Genomic DNA, 15,820 nt, shown 5'->3' with positions numbered 1-15,820 from the left:
GTATGCTTCAGTGCGAGTAGGGGTAAAGCTTCCAGTACGCCTTGATCAGCCTCCATCGCCGCGCCAGCCCATCCGGCTCGAAGATAAGGAACAGGATGATGGCGGCGCCGATCGCCATCTCCCGAAGGAAGGAGATGTTGCTGCCGATCTTCAGCACTTGGTCCACGGCGCTTCCCGCGATGGCATCCGCACCGGCCTGCACCAACTCGGGCAGGGCCACCATGAAGGCGGCCCCCATCAGGCTGCCCATGATGGAGCCGAGGCCGCCGATGATGACCATGCTGAGGAACTGGATGGAGAAGAGGATGTTGAACGCCTCCACGCTCACGAACTGCAGGTGATGCGCGTAGAGCGCGCCGCCGATGCCCGCGTAAAAGCTGGCGATGCCGAAGGACAGGGTGCGGTAGTAGGCGAGGTTGATGCCCATGATCTCGGCGGAAAGATAATGGTCCCGCACCGCCACCAGCGCCCGCCCATCCCTCGTCCGCATCAGATTGGCGGCGCCGATGAACATAATGATGACGAAGACGAGGACGAGGTAGAAGTAGCTCTCCTCCCGGTCGAAGACGAAGCCACCGATGGCAGGCGATTCCGTCAGCCGCCCCGCCACGCCGCCGGTGAACCAGCGAGCCCTGGCGAAAAAATCTTCCAGGATGAATTGCGCGGCGAGAGTCGCGATTGCGAGATACAGCCCTTTCAACCGTGCCGCAGGCGCGCCGAAGACCAAGCCGATCGCAGCCGTCATTACTCCCGCCAGCGGAATGCAGAGCAGCACGGGGATGTGGAAGCTCTCATGCAGCCAAGCGGAGGCGAAAGCGCCAAAGCCGAAGAACGCAGCGTGGCCGATGCTGATCTGGCCGGTGAAGCCCACCAGAATGTTCAGCCCCAGCGCTGCGATGCCGAGCGTGCCGACATTGATCAGCAAGCCCAGGAGATAGCGATCCAGCACCAGCGGCGCGCAGCACAGCACGATAAGCCCGGCCCAGAGCACGGCGCGGCTGCCGAAGGTCGGGAAGATCGTCGTGTCCGCGCGGTAGCTGGTGCGGAAGTCGCCGGCGGGGGTCATCACCGTCATGGGTCAGATCCGCTCAATGTTCTTGGTGCCGAACAGGCCGTAGGGCTTGACCAGCAGGATCAGGATCAGCGCGTAGAAGGGCGCCACCTGGTACATGTTCCCCCAGTTCAGCAATTGGCTATCCACATACTGGGCAAGGTTCTCAAGCACACCGACGATTAGTCCGCCCAGCACGGCGCCAAGAATGGAGTCCAAACCGCCCAGGATCACGGCTGGAAACACTTTAATGCCATAGACGGATAGCGCTGAGGACACGCCGTTCACCATGCCCACAGTGACGCCCGCAACCGCCGAGACCACCGCGGAGATCGCCCAGGACATCGCGAAGACCCGCGGCACGGAAATGCCGAGCGACTGTGCCACTTGCTGGTCGAAGGCCGTCGCGCGCATGGCCAAGCCGTGACGGGAATAGCGGAAGAACCAGCCGAACCCTGCCATGATGGCGAGCGAGATGCCGAGGGAGAGCAGGTAGGCCGTCTGCACCTCCAGCCCCAGCACGGAAACGCGCTCCGCGCTGAAGACCGGCGGGAACGGCTTGGCGAAGACCCCGAAGATCCACTTCATCAGCGCCTGGAAGAAGATGCCGAGCCCGATAGTCGCCATGATCACGCTGATCACGGGCTCTCCGATCAGCGGCCGCAGCACCAGGACCTGCAGGATGACACCAAATAGCGTCATGAACACAAGGGTGAAGAGGAAGCCGGCCCAGAAGGGCAGCTGCCAGTCCGTCAGCAGCCACCAGCACACCCAGGCGCCAACCAGCAGGAACTCGCCCTGGGCGAAGTTCACGACCTGACTGGCCTTGTAGATCAGCACGAAGGACATCGCGACGACGCCGTAGAGCGCCCCGACGATGAGCCCGTTCAGCACAAGCTGGAACAGCAGCGCGCCATCCATCAGGCCATTTCCTCTTGTCGCGCGCCACGGGCAACCTGCAGCACGGTGCGGATGCGCTGCTTCGTGCCATCCTGGAACGCGATGGTGGTGTCCACGGGGATGGCGCCCTCGCCCGCATAGATCGCGTCGATGATCGTGCCGTACTTCTCGTTGATCACGCCGCGCCGCACCTTGCGGGTGCGGGTCAGCTCATCATCGTCCGCGTCCAGCTCCTTGTAGAGAAGCACGAAGTCGCGGATGCGCTGGGCAGGCGGCAGGCTGGCGTTCACGCGCTCCACCTCCCCCCGCAGCAGCTCCAGTACCTGCGGGCGGGAGGAAAGGTCTGTGTAGGTCGTGAAGGCAATTCTGTTGCGCTCCGCCCATTTGGAAACGATGGGGAAGCGGATGCAGATCAGCGCGACGAGGTGCGGGCTTCCATGGCCCAGAACGACGGCCTCGGCGACATAAGGGCTGAACTTCAGCTTGTTCTCAATGAACTGCGGGCTGAAGCGCTCGCCATGCGAAGTGGTCGCTATGTCCTTGATGCGGTCGATCACCACTAGGTGCCCGGCCTTGTCGAAATAGCCGGCATCGCCAGTGTGCAGCCAGCCCTCGCGCATGTCGGGGATCCCCTCCACGCCATGATAGCCGTCGAACATGTTGGCGTGGCGTGTGAGGATCTCGCCCACGCCATTGCGGTCGGGATCCAGCACGCGCAGGTCCACGCCCTGGAAGGCGATGCCGACCGTGTCGAAGTCCACATCCTGCGGGCGGTGAATGGTGTAGGCGCCCAGGCTCTCCGTCTGGCCGTAAAGCTGGCGCAGCGGCACGCCCATGGCCTGGAAGAAGCGGAAGGTATCGGGTCCCAGCGCGGCGCCACCAGTTGCGGCCGAGGTCAGACGTGTGAATCCCATTCTATCGCGCAATGCGCGAAACAGCAGGAAATCCGCGAGCCGCGAGCGGCCGCCTTTTGCCTGCGCCGCAAGTCCGAGCTTCATGCCCCATTCGAAGGCCCGACGCTTGAGCGGGGAGGCATCCATCACCCGCGCCCGTACCTCGGCCGCGAGCGACTCCCACACGCGGGGTGCGAAAAGCACGAAGCTCGGTCCGATCTCGCGGAAGTCGGCCATCATCGTTTCCGGCTCTTCCACGAAGGAGACCCGCATGCGCGAGACCAGCCCGAAGCCGAGGACGTACATCTGCTCCATGATCCAGGGTAGAGGCAGCACGGAAACATACTCGTCCCGCGGTCCCTTGGGATCGGCAGCCAGATAGGTCTCGGCATGCCGCACCAGCGCGCGGCCGCACAGCATGGCCAGCTTCGGCCGCGCCGTCGTGCCCGAGGTTGTGCAGAGGATGGCGGTGCGCTCGCCATCGGTCGCGTCCACCAGCCGGTCCCAGGCCGCCGCGTCGACGGCGTGAACCGCCTCGCCGCGCGCGACCAGATCCGCCATGGGCAGCAGCCGGGGATCGTCATATTTCCGCATTCCGCGCCGATCGGAATAGATGATGTGCCGCAGCCCCGGCACCTGCTCCGCGATGTTGAGCAGCTTGTCGACCTGCTCCTCATCCTCGGCGATCACAGCGGTCGCGCCGGCATGGGAGAGAAGATAGGCCACCTCCTCCTCCAGCCCATCCCGGTACAGGCCGAGCGAGCGCGCCCCGATCGCATGGGCTGCAATCTCGCCCATCACCCAGTCCGGACGATTGTCGCCGATCAGTCCGATAACGTCGCCCTGTCCGAGCCCCAGCCCGTGCAGGCCCAATGCGATGGCCCGCGTCCGCGCCTCGTACTCCGCCCAGGTGAAGGCGTGCCAGATGCCCAGATCCTTCTCGCGCAGCGCGACCTCACCGCCATGCCCGCGCGCGTTCCGCCGAAGCAGCTTCGGCAGTGTGTCCTCGGCGCCGCTCATGCCGGCACCGTCTCGGCCGGCGCGGCGTCATCCTCGCCCAGATAGGCACGGCGCACATCCGGATGCGCCATCACCTCGTCCGGCCGGCCCTCTGTCAGCTTTCGACCGAAGTCGAGGACCATCACGCGGTGCGAGATGTCCATCACCACGCCCATATCGTGCTCGATCATCAGGATGGTCATGCCCCACTCCTCGTTGAGGTCGAGAATGGTCCGCGCCATGTCCTCCTTCTCCTCGAGGTTCATGCCGGCCATAGGCTCATCCAGCAGGATCAGCTTCGGCCGCAACGCTACCGCGCGCGCCAGTTCCACGCGCTTGCGCAGGCCGTAGGAGAGCGTACCGGCCTGCGCCTTGCGGATGTGCTGGATCTGCAGGAAGTCGATGATCTCCTCGACCTCGCGCCGATGCGCCAACTCCTCCTGCTGCGCGCCGCCGAGCCAGTACACCATGCCGGAGAGGAAGCCGGATTTCAGCAGGTGATGACGGCCGACCATGATGTTGTCGAGCACGCTCATATGCCCAAACAGCGCAAGGTTCTGAAACGTGCGCCCAAGGCCGAGCGCAGCGCGCTTGTTCGGCCGCACCCGCGTGATGTCGGCCCCGTCGAACAGGATTCGTCCCTCGGTCGGGCGATACCGGCCCGACACGCAATTGACCATGGAGGTCTTGCCCGCGCCGTTCGGCCCGATGATCGAGAATACCTCGCCGCGGTTCACGGCGAAGGACACATCGGTCAGCGCCCTGATTCCGCCGAAGCGCAGGGACACGGATTCCGCCTGCAGGATTGGCGCGTGATCGCCCACCCAGACGCTCCCTTATGACTTATCGTTAAGGGAAGCATGCGGGCCCGGGGCGGCCCCGGCAAGTACCGTTCTGCGAGTGGCCGTGGCGCCGCGCCCCAGGCAGGCCCGGGCCGCGCGTAAACTGGCCTAGCGGCCGTTCCGCATGGCGAGGGCGAGCACCGGGTCGTCCGTGGCGATCGCATCCAGCTCCAGCGACAGCATGCGCCCGATCGAATCCGCACGGTTCGCCGCCCAGGCGCCGACCCGCAACCCGGCCCCGCGCAGTGCGGACAGCAACGCCTCGTCCATCACCGACTCATGGGTCTCCACCATCGAGACCCCAGCTTGCCGCGCGACCGCCACCACATTCTTCACTCCGAGCTGCCGGAGGGTCGTCGGCCCGAAAAGCCAGGCCACGTTCCGCAGTCCCCCGGCCTGCACAGCTGCCGCCGCGATCTCGGCCTCGAACACGATGATCTCCGTCCGGGCCCGCAGGCCGAAGCGATCCAGCTCGGACAGGGTATGGGCGAGCAGGGCGGGGTCCGGCCGCCCGTGCCGATTTGCCTTCACCTCCACCTGAAGCCCGGTGGTTCCAGCCGCCACCAGGGCGAGGAGGTCGGACAAGCGCGGTAACCCCTGCCCCCCCGCCGAGATCAGCTTCACCTCCGCAAGTTCCGCCGCGCTTCGCTCCGCGATCGGCCCGCGGCCGTTGCTCGTTCGGTCGAGGGTTGCGTCGTGCATCACCATCGCCTCCCCGTCAGCCGACAGGTGAACGTCGCACTCCACCGCATCTGCCCCGGCGGCAATCGCGCCGCGAAACGCGGTCATGCTGTTCTCGGGCCAGAGAGTGGCGCCGCCGCGATGGGCGATGATCTCGGTCATTGGGCCTCCGGTTCAGCTTGATCCCGGCCGCGCGCCCTGGGATGCTCCCGCGGGCGGGCGACAGGTTGTTCTAGACGCCGCCCCAACCCTCGAAAAGAGATCGGGAATGTCCAGGGGGATCGCAAATTGGCCCTATGCCTCGTCATGCACGAGCTTCCCGCCGGTGGCGAGGAGGCGATCGAGGCCTCCCTCTGGCAGTTGAGCGAGAGTCACTGGGGCCTGCCCGGCGCGATGCTCGTCGAGACCGGCGTCTCGCCCAGTTATCTGCTCTCCTATCTCCGCCAGGCCCTCGCTCGAGAGGGGATCGAGGGCCGGCTTCTTGTCACCAGCTTTGCCGGGCAGGTGCACACCACTGGGCTCGACACGGGTATCCTTGCCTGGATCCAGGCCTCCCAGTCCGCTTTGGCGGAGTAGCGGCCGGTTCAGGGAAGCCGCGCGAGCCGCGTACCCAGCAGGGCGAAGAAGCCGTTCGCGTCCAGTACCTCCGGCAGCGTCACGTCCTGCGCAGCGCCGGTGCGGCCCCATCGGTCCAGATGCGTGCGGCCCCGCCCGGGACCGGGGCCGAGATCGACCTCCGCGGCGACCCGGCGCACCTCGAACAGCGCTGGCGCGACAAGCCATGCGATCGCGCAGGGGTCATGGAGCGCATGCCCCTTCCCGCCTAACCTTCGGGATGGCGGGACGGCGCCGAGGATGTCGCAAGCGGCACGGAGGCAGGCCCCGCCGCCCAGGGCGCGCATTGCAGCGACCCGGGCGGGGGTGACGAGCGCCTGCATCGTCAGGTCCAGCGTCACCATCGTCACAGGGGGCCCGGCGCGGAGAACGATGTCCAGCGCCTCCGGATCGCTGGCCGCGTTGAATTCGGCCGAAGGGGTCCAGTTCCCCTCCCCCCAGGCGCCCGTCATCAGCACGATCTCGGCCACCCGGTCGGCCAGCGCAGGCTCGGTGGCAAGCGCCAGGGCCAAATTCGTCGCGGGACCGATACCCACCAGAGTGTGGGAGCCCGGCCGTGCCACGCGCAGCAGCGCCCGGATCGCATCCGCGGCCACGGCCTGCACCGGCTCCGGCCCGGGCGGCAGGACCACCCCGCCCAGCCCATCCGCCCCATGCACGACATCGTCGCCCGCGAAGCCGCCCCGCAACGGGCGGTCGGCCCCTGGCACGACAGGCACTACGGAACCCGCCAGCCCGACCACAGCGCAGGCATTCGGCGCCGTTCGTGCCAGCCCGGCATTTCCGCCGGCCACGGTCACCATCCGCAGGTCGATCTCGGGCGAGGCCAGGGCAAGCCACAGCGCCAGGGCGTCGTCCGTGCCGGGGTCGCAATCCAGGATCACCTGACGGCGTTGGACACCGCTCACGCTCCCAGCTCCGCCTCGACCACGCCACAGAGGAAGGCGGCGCCGGTGGAGAGCGCGGCGTCGTTGAAGTCGAAATGCGGATTGTGGTGCCAGCCCTCGGGATGGGCGGGGTCGCCGGTGCCGAGCCAGGCATAGGCACCGGGACGCGCCTCCAGCATGCAGGCGAAGTCCTCCCCGGCCGTGATAGGCGGATGGTCGTCGCGCGCACCGTCCGGGCCCACGGTCGCCGCGGCGGCACCGTGCATGATCGCGGCCTGAGCGGCGTGGTTCACGGTCGGCGGAAGACGGCGGGTGTAGACCGGCTCAACCTCCACCCCGTGGGTGGCCGCGATCCCGCGCGCGATGCTGCCGATCCGCGCCTCCAGCAGGTCCCGAACCCCGGCCGAGAGGGCGCGGGCGGTGCCGCGCAGCAGGACCTCGGCGGGAATGACGTTCGGCGCCTCAGGGTTCCCGGCTGCCATATGGCCGACACTCACCACCCCGGTCAGCATTGGGTCCAGCTCCCGCGCCACGATGCATTGCAGGGCGGCGATGAACTGCGCGGCAGCCAAGGTGGCATCCGTGCCTTGATGCGGCTTCGCCCCATGTGTCCCACGGCCGCAGAAGGTGACCTGCCAGGTGTCGGAGGAAGCCAGCACCGCCCCCTTGGGCACCGCGATCGTGCCGAGCGGCAGCCCCGGCAGGTTGTGCAGGCCGTACACGGCATCAACCGGGAAGCGCTCGAACAGCCCCTCCACCAGCATGGCCTGCGCGCCGCCGCGCGACTCCTCAGCGGGCTGGAATATGAGGTGGACTGTCCCGGCATACCGGTCCCGGTTGGCGGCCAGCCACTTCGCCGCACCCAGCAGCATCGCCGTATGACCGTCATGACCGCAGGCGTGCATTCGCCCGGGCGCCCGGCTCGAATAGGGCGCACCGGTCGCCTCCGTCATCGCCAGCGCGTCCATATCGGCCCGCAGTCCGACGGCGCGATTGCCCAATGATCCATTGGGCCGGGTGCCGCGCAGGGATCCGACCACGCCGGTTCCGGCGATGCCCTCCGTAACCTCGATCCCGGCTTCCCGCAGCTCCCGCGCGACGAGGGCAGCGGTGCGATGCTCCTCGAAGCCCAGCTCGGGATGGGCGTGAATGTCCTGTCGCCAAGCGGTCATGGCAGGGGCGAGCGGCTCCAGGGCCTCGACGCTGGGCATGGGGCAGGCTCCGTTGCGGGGGGTGTGCCGAACATGCCAGCTTGCCCCCCTCTCCACCAGACATCGCCCAGATCCCCGAGGTTACCGCATGCGCCTGCGCGCCGCCCTTCTTGCCGCCGCCCTCACCACCCCGGCGGCGGCCAGTGCCCAGGATCTCCTCCGCATCGGCGTCGAATCGGGCCCGACCAGCTTGGATCCCCACTACGCCAGCCTCATCACCAACATCGCCTTTGCGCGCCACGTCTTCCAGCCGCTGGTGCAGCAGGACGCGCGGCAGGAGCTGCGCCCGGCCATTGCCAGCGCCTGGCGTGTGGTGGACGACCTGACCTGGGAGTTCACCCTCGACCCCCTGGCCCGTTTCCACGACGGCGCGCCGGTGACCTGGGAGGATGTGGCGTTCACCATCCAGCGTGCCGGCAACGTGCCGAATTCCCCCTCCTCCTTCGGCTACGCGACGCGCGTGGTGACGGCGGTCGAGGATGCGGGCGGCGGCGTCATGCGCATACGCACCCGCGTGCCTACGCCCCTGCTGGCGAACAACCTTGCCCTGGTGATGATCGTCTCGAAGAAGCACGGGGAGACGGCGACCACGGCGGATTACAATGCCGGCCGCGCCATGATCGGCACCGGCCCCTTCCGTCACGTCTCCTGGCAGCCCGGCAGCCCCTTCGTCGCGGCGCGGAACCCGGATTTCCACGGCCCCGCCCCCGCCTATGCGCGCGTGGAGTTCCGCCCCATCGCCGCCGCGGCCTCCCGCGTCGCCGCGCTGAATGCGGGCGATGTGGACCTGATAGAGATCGTCCCACCCGAGCAGTTCGAGCGGTTCCGTGCCGATCAGCGGTACACGACGAGCGAGAGCCCCTCCAACCGCCTTATCTTCCTCACCCTGGACAGCGACCGGGAGACCAGCCCCTTCGTTCGGGGGAAGGATGGTTCCCCCCTGCCCAATCCCATGCGCGATGCCCGCGTGCGTCGCGCCCTCTCCCTCGCCATCAACCGCCAGGCGCTGGCCGAGCGTATCCTTCGCGGCCAGGCGCTGCCATCAGGCGACCTCGGCCCGCCCGGATATTTCGGAACCTCCCCCGACCTCCCCGCCGAAGCGCTGGACCTCGATGCAGCCCGCAAGCTTCTGGCCGAGGCCGGGTACCCGCAGGGCTTCGCTGTGCAGGTGAACGGGCCGAACGACCGCTTCGTGAATGACGAGCAGGTGGTGCAGGCCATCGCCCAGATGTGGACGCGGCTGGGCATCACCGCCACCGTCGAAACCAAGCCCCGCGGGCTGTGGCTCAGCGAGGCGGCGGGGCTGCGCTACAGCGTCAACCTCGCCGGCTTCTCCCCTAACCCGGAGGTGCTGGGGATGCTGGAAACTCAAGTGCACGGCTGGGACACCGCGCTGGGACTGGGAACCGCCAATCGCGGCCGCTTCCGCGACGCTGGGGTCGATGCGTTGATCCAGCAGGCCCGACAGACCATGGACAACGACACCCGCGCCCGCCTGACTCGCGAGGCGACGCGTCAGGCGATCCGGGAGAAGACCGCCCTCATCCCCCTGTATTTTCAGGTTAACACCTGGGCCATGCGCCGCGGCGTCACCTATGAGGCGCGGACGGATGAGATGACCCTCGCCCAATCCGCGGGCATCCAGTCCGCTGGCCGCGCGCCGTGATCGACGGCCCGATCACCACCGAGACCCGCCGCGCCGCGATCCGCGCCGCCCGGGGCGAGGTGGCACTCGATCTGCTACTCACCGGCGGCACGGTGGTGGACGTGGCGCTGGGCGAGCTGCGTCCCGCCGATATCGGCATCACCGGCGGCCTCATCGCCTCCGTCCACCCGCCCGGCAAGCGCGCCGATGCGACGGAGATCCACGACCTCACCGGCCGCTTCCTCACGCCCGGCTTCGTGGACAGCCACCTGCACTTCGAATCCTCCCTCATGGCCCCGGCCGATTACGCATCGGTCGTCGTCCCCCACGGCACACTGACCGCCGTGTGGGACCCGCATGAGCTGGCGAACGTCCTCGGCGTGCCCGGGGTGCGCTGGGCGGTGGAGAGGTCGCGCAACCTCCCGCTCCGCGTCCTCGTCGCCGCTCCCTCCTGCGTCCCTTCCGCGCCCGGGCTGGAACTCGCCGGCGCCGAGATCGGGCCGGCGGACATGGCCGAGATGTTGTCCTGGCCCGAGGTCTCGGGCGTCGCTGAGGTCATGGACATGGCCGGCATCCTTGCTGGCACTCCGCGGATGGAGGGCATCGTCGGAGCCGGCCTGGCGTCGGGGAAGAACGTCAACGGCCATGCCCGCGACCTCTCCGGCCCCGCGCTGCAGGCCTATGCCGCCTCCGGCGTCACCTCGGACCATGAGATCATGGGCGCCGCAGACTTCCTCGAAAAATTGCGGGCCGGCCTCACCATCGAGCTGCGCGGTAGCCACGACGCGGTGCTGCCCGGGGTGGTCGCGGCCATCAACGCCCTTCCCTCCCTGCCCGCCACGCTCGTCGCCAGCACCGACGACGTCTTCCCGGACGAGCTGGTGGCCAAGGGCGGCCTGCGCGACACTCTCGCCCGCCTCGTCGGCCATGGCCTGCCTCCGATCCACGCGCTGCAGATGGCAACCCTCAACGCGGCCCTGCGCCTCAAGCGCGATGACATCGGCCTGATCGGCCCCGGGCGCCGGGCGGAGATCGCCGTGCTGTCGGACCTGCCCGGAATGGTCGTGGAGCGCGTCTACGTCGCGGGCAGGCTGGTCGCGCGCGCCGGCGCGATGCTGGAACCGATCCCGCGCACCCTGCCGGCCGACTCCCCCCGCGACACCGTCCGCATCCCGCCGCAGCCGGCCAGCGCCTTCGCCCTTCGCCCGCTTGGAATCACCAACGGCACCGCGCGCCTGCCCGTGGTGGGCGGTGCCCGGGTGGTGCACTGGGCCGAGGCCGAGGTGAATGTGCGCGACGGCGTGGCCGAGCTTCCGCCCGGTCACGCGCTCATTGCCATCCTCCACCGGCATGGCCGCCGCGACCCCGCGCCCGTGGTCTGCCTGGCGAGTGGCTGGGGCGAGCCGCGCGGCGCGGTCGCCACCACCATCGCGCATGACAATCACAACCTCCTCGTGCTCGGCCGCGACCCGGCCGACATGGCTGCGGCAGCCAACGCCCTGATCGCCGTGGGCGGTGGGATGGCGGTCGCGCGCGGCGGCAAGGCTGTCTCGGTCTTACCCCTACCCATCGCGGGCCTGCTGGCCGAGACACCGCCTGCCGAGACGGCAGCCGCCTTCGCCCGCCTGCGCGAGGCCGCGGATTCGGTGATGGACTGGAGCCCACCCTTCCGCGTGTTCCGGGGCATCACCGGCATCTCGCTCGCCTGCAATCCCGGCCCGCATCCCACCGATCTCGGGATTTCGGATGGTGGAACGAACGCACTCGTGGATCCGGCATCGCCGCTGCCTGCCGAACAGGCAGGTGTTGCCCCAGCGTAACGCTCGGCAGCGGGACGTACGTGCAGCCCCGTCTCATTTTCCCGACGCCGTTGCAGCAGCTTTGTATATTGCTCTAGATCGCGGCTCTGCGCCCGAGGCATGAGGCTGAAGCGGCGCTGGAGCTGTCCCGAATGCAGTCTGCCCTTGCCGGCCTCTCACTCCTGGTGCTCGGTGACAGCCATTGGGCAACGGCGGGCTATCTTGTCAGCAGCCTGCAGGACCAACTGATTGCGCGCGGCGCGACGGTGAACTCCTTTGCTGCCTGCGGCTCGCCGCCGAGCGTTTGGCTTTCGGTACGCGTCGCCTCCTGCGGCACGGCCCAGCGACTGCAGCGCGCCAGCATCGAGAACCGCACCGGCTCTGCCGCCCGCACGGTTCCGATCGAGGAGCTGGTGCGCCAGTACCGGCCGAACCTCATCGCCGTCTCCATGGGCGACACCATCGCAGGCTATGTCCAGCCCCAGATGCCGTCGGACAGTATTCGCGAGGAGGTCATGGCCCTCACGGACCGCATCAAGCGGCTGGGCATCCCCTGCGTCTGGATCGGCCCAGCCTGGGGCACCGAAGGCGGCCCGTTTCTCAAGAGCTTCGCCCGGGTGCAGGAGGTGAACGCCCTCCTCGCCCAGTCCGTCGCGCCCTGCGCCTATGTGGACAGCACGAAGCTATCCCGCCCCGGGGAGTGGCCGACCTTCGACGGGCAGCATTTCACGCTGGATGGATACCGCGCCTACGGCACCGCGCTCGCCCAGACGATCGCGCAAATGCCGGAAGTCCAGGCCGCCGCACAGCGTCACTAGATTACACTGAACGGCATGTCCGGCCTTCCGGGGGGAAGGTCGGGCGTGCCGAAACGGGCGCGGCTCCAGGACGGTCCGCGCCGATGTCGATGGGGGATGAGCATGACGGCGGTGGACGGCCCTGACAGGCAGCCAGCGCGCGGCCGGACCGGCTGCGTGAGCGGGGCGCACGCGCCATGATCTTCGCTTCCTTCGAATTCCTCTGCCTCTTCCTGCCGATCTTCTTCGCGGCCTATTTCCTCACACCCTTCCGGCACCGGAACTGGCCGATCCTTATCCTGTCCTGGGGGTTCTACGCCTGGTGGCGGGTGGACTTCCTGGCGCTACTCGTCTTCTGCACGCTCTTCACCTTCTACACCGTCCGATGGATGGACCAGGTGGGGCCGAAGACCCGGCAGGGCACCTGGCTGTTCGTCATCGGCCTGCTCGGCAATCTCGGCGTGCTGGCCTACTTCAAATACGCCAACTTCGGCGTCGCGGCCTTCAACGATATCAGGGCCTCGTTCGGGCTCGCCCCGGTCGCGTGGACCGAGATCATCCTGCCGATTGGCCTGTCCTTCTACGTCCTGCAGTCCGTCTCCTACCTCACGGACATCTGGCGCGGGACCGTGCCAGTGACGAAGAAGCTGCTGGACTACGCCACCTATAAGGCGATCTTCAGCCAGCTCATTGCCGGCCCCATAGTCCGCTACGCCGAGATCAAGGACGAGCTGGTCTCGCGCCCGCACACGCTGGCGCAGTTCGGCCTGGGCGCGCGGCGCTTCATGACCGGCTTCACGATGAAGGTGGTGCTGGCGGACACGGTGGCTCTGGTAGCCGATGCCGCCTTTGCCCTGCCGAACCCGACGCTGGCGGATGCCTGGACCGGCGCCATCGCCTACACGCTGCAGCTCTATTTCGACTTTGCCGGCTACTCCGCCATGGCAATCGGCCTGGCGCTGATGATCGGGTTCCACTTCCCCGAGAACTTCAACCATCCCTATCTCGCGGGCAGCATTCAGTCCTTCTGGCAGCGCTGGCACATGACGCTGTCGCGCTTCCTGCGCGACTACCTCTACATCTCACTTGGCGGGAACCGGAAGGGCGCGTTCCGCACCTATGTGAACCTGTTCCTAACCATGGTGATCGGCGGGCTGTGGCATGGCGCAAACTGGACCTTCATCGTCTGGGGAGCTTGGCATGGCGGCCTGCTCGCGATCCATCGGCTCTGGCAGCAGGCGGGCAACAAGCCCATGCCCTGGATCGTAGGCAACCTGCTCACCATGCTCGCCGCCGTCATCGGCTGGGTAGTCTTCCGAGCGCATGACAGCGGCAATGCCGCGACCATGTATGGCGGGATGGTCGGGCTCAACGGTGCGCCGCTCAGCGACGCCCTGGCCTGGCAAGTGACGCCCGACCAGTGGTGGACGATGCTGATCGCCGTGGTGATCGTGTATCTTCCCCTGCTCGGCGCCCGGCTGCCCTTCCTGCGGCCGCCGGAAGCGATGGGTGCCGTCTGGCGCGCGCTCTGGGTCGTCGGGCCGCTGCTCGGGTTCCTGCTGGGCATCGTGCTGCTGTACAGCCGCGCGGCCGTTCCCTTCCTCTACTTCCAGTTCTGAGAAGACGCAGATGAGCGAGACCTCCTGGAAAGGGCTCAGCACCGCAGCGAAGCTGCAGGGGGCGGCCGCGGTCGTCCTGCTCGCCCTCGGGGCGTGGCAGGGCGTGGCGGCCATTGCCAGTGCGCCGGGACAGCAGCGGCTGGGGCCGGTGCTGAACGTGGAGTCTTTCCTCTCCGGCAAGCTGACCGGGGCCGTGAACTACGTCATGGCCCATCAGCTTCCGGCAGACCCGCTGCTGCGCGCCACGGGCGGAGTATTCCGTTACGCGCTGTTCCGCTCCGGCGGGCCGCAGGTACGCGTCGGCTGCAACGACACGCTCTTCCTCACCGAGGAGCTGCGCCCGTGGCCCGAGCCGGAGGCCGCGATGGCGGCCCGTGCGGAGGGTGTGCGCCGCGTGCGTGACGCGCTGGCCGGGCGAGGCATTCAGCTGGTGGTCGCGATCGTGCCGGACAAGGCGCGCGTGAAATCCGCAGAGCTCTGCGGCGCGCCCTGGTCCGCGCAGGCGCAGGAGCGCTACGCGGCCTTTGCCGCCGCGCTCCGTGCGCAGCGCGTCGATCCCATCCTTCTTCTCCCCGCGCTCACAGCGCAGGAAGCACGCGGGGGTGCCTATTGGCGCACCGACACGCATTGGAGCCAGGACGGCGCGAAGGCCGCCGCCACCACCATTGCCGAGGCACTGCGGGAAGCCCCGCTCGCCCGAGCCGAGGCCTTCCGCACCATCGCCGCGCCGGAGGAGACGGACGGGCCGGGTGACCTGCTTCGAATCACCAGCCTCGACCGCGTGCCGAACGCGCTTCGCCCCGACCCCGATCGCCAACGCCTCGAGCGCACGGTGGCCCCGGAGACGGGCGGCGGCGGCCTGCTCGATGAAACGCCAGTGCCCGAGGTCGCGCTCATCGGCTCCTCCTATTCGGTCAATGCCAACTTCCACGGCGCGCTCCAGGAGGCACTCCGGAGCACTGTGCTGAACGCGGCCACGGCGGGCGGCGGCTTTGCCGGCAGTGCGTCTGCCTATTTCGCGGGCGAGACCTTCCGGGAGTCGCCGCCGAAGCTCGTGCTCTGGGAGATCCCGGAGCGCGTGGTCGCGCAGCCGCTCACTCAGGCTGAGCGCGAGTTCCTGGCGCGCTGGTGAGTTCGCCGGGATGTTGACCCAAACCGTGCCGGCAGGCTCCCGCCCGAAGCTCGCGCTAGGTGGCTGATCCCATTCAGTCCGCGCTCGTCGGCCTCTCGCTCCTGGTGCTCGGGGATAGCCATTGGGCTTCGCAGCAGAGTCTCGCTGGCGCCCTGCAGGACCAGCTGATCGCGCGCGGTGCCACAGTAAACTCCTTTGCGGCCTGCGGCTCGCCGGCCAGCATCTGGCTCTCCTCCCGCCCGGCTTCCTGCGGCACGACCAGGCGACTGCAGCGCAGCCGGCTTGAGGGACGGATCGGAGCGCCCGTAGCCGTCACTCCGATCGACGAGCTGATACGGCAATACCGCCCGAACATGATCCTCGTCTCGATGGGCGACACCATGGCCGGCTACGCCTCTCCCGCAACGCCGGCCGACGCGATCCGCGAGGATGCCGCGTCGCTGACCGACCGCATCCGTCGCATCGGCATCCCCTGTATCTGGGTCGGGCCGTCCTGGGGCACGGAGGGCGGACCCTTTCTGAAAACCTTTGCCCGGGTGCAGGAGGTGAGCACCCTCCTCGCCCGATCCGTCGCGCCCTGCACTTATCTGGACAGCACAAAGCTTTCGCGCCCCGGCGAGTGGCCGACCTTCGACGGCACGCACCACACGGTGGAGGGCTACCGCGCCTATGCGACGGCGCTGGCGGAGCAGATCACGCGGATGCCGGAAATACGCGCAGCCGCCCAGCACCGGTGAACACTCGGTAGC

14 protein-coding genes are annotated in these 15,820 nt (G+C 68.2%); 7 read left to right on the top strand and 7 right to left on the bottom strand.

Features of this window, described 5'->3' with window-relative positions:
• Window positions 1-7: 7 nt before the first annotated feature.
• The 5 genes from ACVBD7_RS06860 to ACVBD7_RS06840 form a co-directional block, all read right to left on the bottom strand.
• Window positions 8-1,075 carry a branched-chain amino acid ABC transporter permease gene (locus tag ACVBD7_RS06860; RefSeq protein ID WP_458096748.1) on the bottom strand — a complete coding sequence of 356 codons (1,068 nt, stop codon included), beginning with the start codon at window positions 1,073-1,075 and terminating at the stop codon, window positions 8-10.
• Window positions 1,076-1,078: 3 nt separating this feature from the next.
• A complete protein-coding gene (locus ACVBD7_RS06855; RefSeq protein WP_458096747.1) occupies window positions 1,079-1,972 on the bottom strand; it encodes a branched-chain amino acid ABC transporter permease in 894 nt (297 codons plus the stop codon).
• Window positions 1,972-3,864 carry an AMP-binding protein gene (locus ACVBD7_RS06850; protein ID WP_458096746.1) on the bottom strand — a complete coding sequence of 631 codons (1,893 nt, stop codon included), beginning with the start codon at window positions 3,862-3,864 and terminating at the stop codon, window positions 1,972-1,974. Before ACVBD7_RS06850 ends, ACVBD7_RS06855 begins: the two co-directional genes overlap by 1 nt.
• Window positions 3,861-4,667, bottom strand: coding sequence for an ABC transporter ATP-binding protein (locus ACVBD7_RS06845; RefSeq protein ID WP_458096745.1), 807 nt, complete (start codon window positions 4,665-4,667; stop codon window positions 3,861-3,863). Before ACVBD7_RS06845 ends, ACVBD7_RS06850 begins: the two co-directional genes overlap by 4 nt.
• A gap of 126 nt (window positions 4,668-4,793) precedes the next feature.
• A complete protein-coding gene (locus ACVBD7_RS06840) occupies window positions 4,794-5,528 on the bottom strand; it encodes a glycerophosphodiester phosphodiesterase (RefSeq protein ID WP_458096744.1) in 735 nt (244 codons plus the stop codon).
• Between the two features lie 144 nt (window positions 5,529-5,672).
• Between ACVBD7_RS06840 and ACVBD7_RS06835 the strand changes: the two genes are divergently transcribed.
• A complete protein-coding gene (locus ACVBD7_RS06835) occupies window positions 5,673-5,942 on the top strand; it encodes a hypothetical protein (protein WP_458096743.1) in 270 nt (89 codons plus the stop codon).
• 8 nt (window positions 5,943-5,950) lie between these two features.
• Here ACVBD7_RS06835 and ACVBD7_RS06830 read toward each other — a convergent pair whose 3' ends face one another.
• Together ACVBD7_RS06830 and ACVBD7_RS06825 are read right to left on the bottom strand one after the other, a co-directional pair.
• Window positions 5,951-6,889 carry a nucleoside hydrolase gene (locus tag ACVBD7_RS06830; RefSeq protein WP_458096742.1) on the bottom strand — a complete coding sequence of 313 codons (939 nt, stop codon included), beginning with the start codon at window positions 6,887-6,889 and terminating at the stop codon, window positions 5,951-5,953.
• Window positions 6,886-8,079, bottom strand: coding sequence for a M20 aminoacylase family protein (locus ACVBD7_RS06825; RefSeq protein ID WP_458096741.1), 1,194 nt, complete (start codon window positions 8,077-8,079; stop codon window positions 6,886-6,888). The genes ACVBD7_RS06830 and ACVBD7_RS06825 overlap by 4 nt, the downstream gene beginning before the upstream one ends.
• 88 nt (window positions 8,080-8,167) lie before the next feature.
• Here ACVBD7_RS06825 and ACVBD7_RS06820 point away from each other — a divergent pair, with 88 nt between their 5' ends.
• The 6 genes from ACVBD7_RS06820 to ACVBD7_RS06795 all read left to right on the top strand — a co-directional run bounded on the left by ACVBD7_RS06820 (window position 8,168) and on the right by ACVBD7_RS06795 (window position 15,808).
• A complete protein-coding gene (locus ACVBD7_RS06820) occupies window positions 8,168-9,745 on the top strand; it encodes an ABC transporter substrate-binding protein (protein ID WP_458096740.1) in 1,578 nt (525 codons plus the stop codon).
• On the top strand, window positions 9,742-11,544 hold the full coding sequence (locus tag ACVBD7_RS06815) for an adenine deaminase (RefSeq protein WP_458096739.1): 1,803 nt from the start codon (window positions 9,742-9,744) through the stop codon (window positions 11,542-11,544). Before ACVBD7_RS06820 ends, ACVBD7_RS06815 begins: the two co-directional genes overlap by 4 nt.
• Before the next feature lie 131 nt (window positions 11,545-11,675).
• Window positions 11,676-12,341, top strand: coding sequence for an SGNH/GDSL hydrolase family protein (locus ACVBD7_RS06810; protein WP_458096738.1), 666 nt, complete (start codon window positions 11,676-11,678; stop codon window positions 12,339-12,341).
• A 176-nt stretch (window positions 12,342-12,517) separates the two neighbouring features.
• The gene (locus tag ACVBD7_RS06805) at window positions 12,518-13,939 is read left to right on the top strand and encodes an MBOAT family O-acyltransferase (RefSeq protein WP_458096737.1); all 1,422 of its coding nucleotides are present in this window, start codon (window positions 12,518-12,520) and stop codon (window positions 13,937-13,939) included.
• A 10-nt stretch (window positions 13,940-13,949) separates the two neighbouring features.
• Complete coding sequence (locus tag ACVBD7_RS06800) at window positions 13,950-15,071, top strand: alginate O-acetyltransferase AlgX-related protein (protein ID WP_458096736.1); 1,122 nt, start codon at window positions 13,950-13,952, stop codon at window positions 15,069-15,071.
• A 59-nt stretch (window positions 15,072-15,130) separates the two neighbouring features.
• Window positions 15,131-15,808 (top strand): SGNH/GDSL hydrolase family protein, encoded by a 678-nt coding sequence (locus tag ACVBD7_RS06795; RefSeq protein ID WP_458096735.1) that lies wholly within the window; start codon window positions 15,131-15,133, stop codon window positions 15,806-15,808.
• Window positions 15,809-15,820: the final 12 nt, after the last annotated feature.

The sequence above is a fragment of the Roseomonas sp. WA12 genome (assembly GCF_054165765.1).
This window is presented reverse-complemented; position numbering and strand designations above follow the sequence as displayed.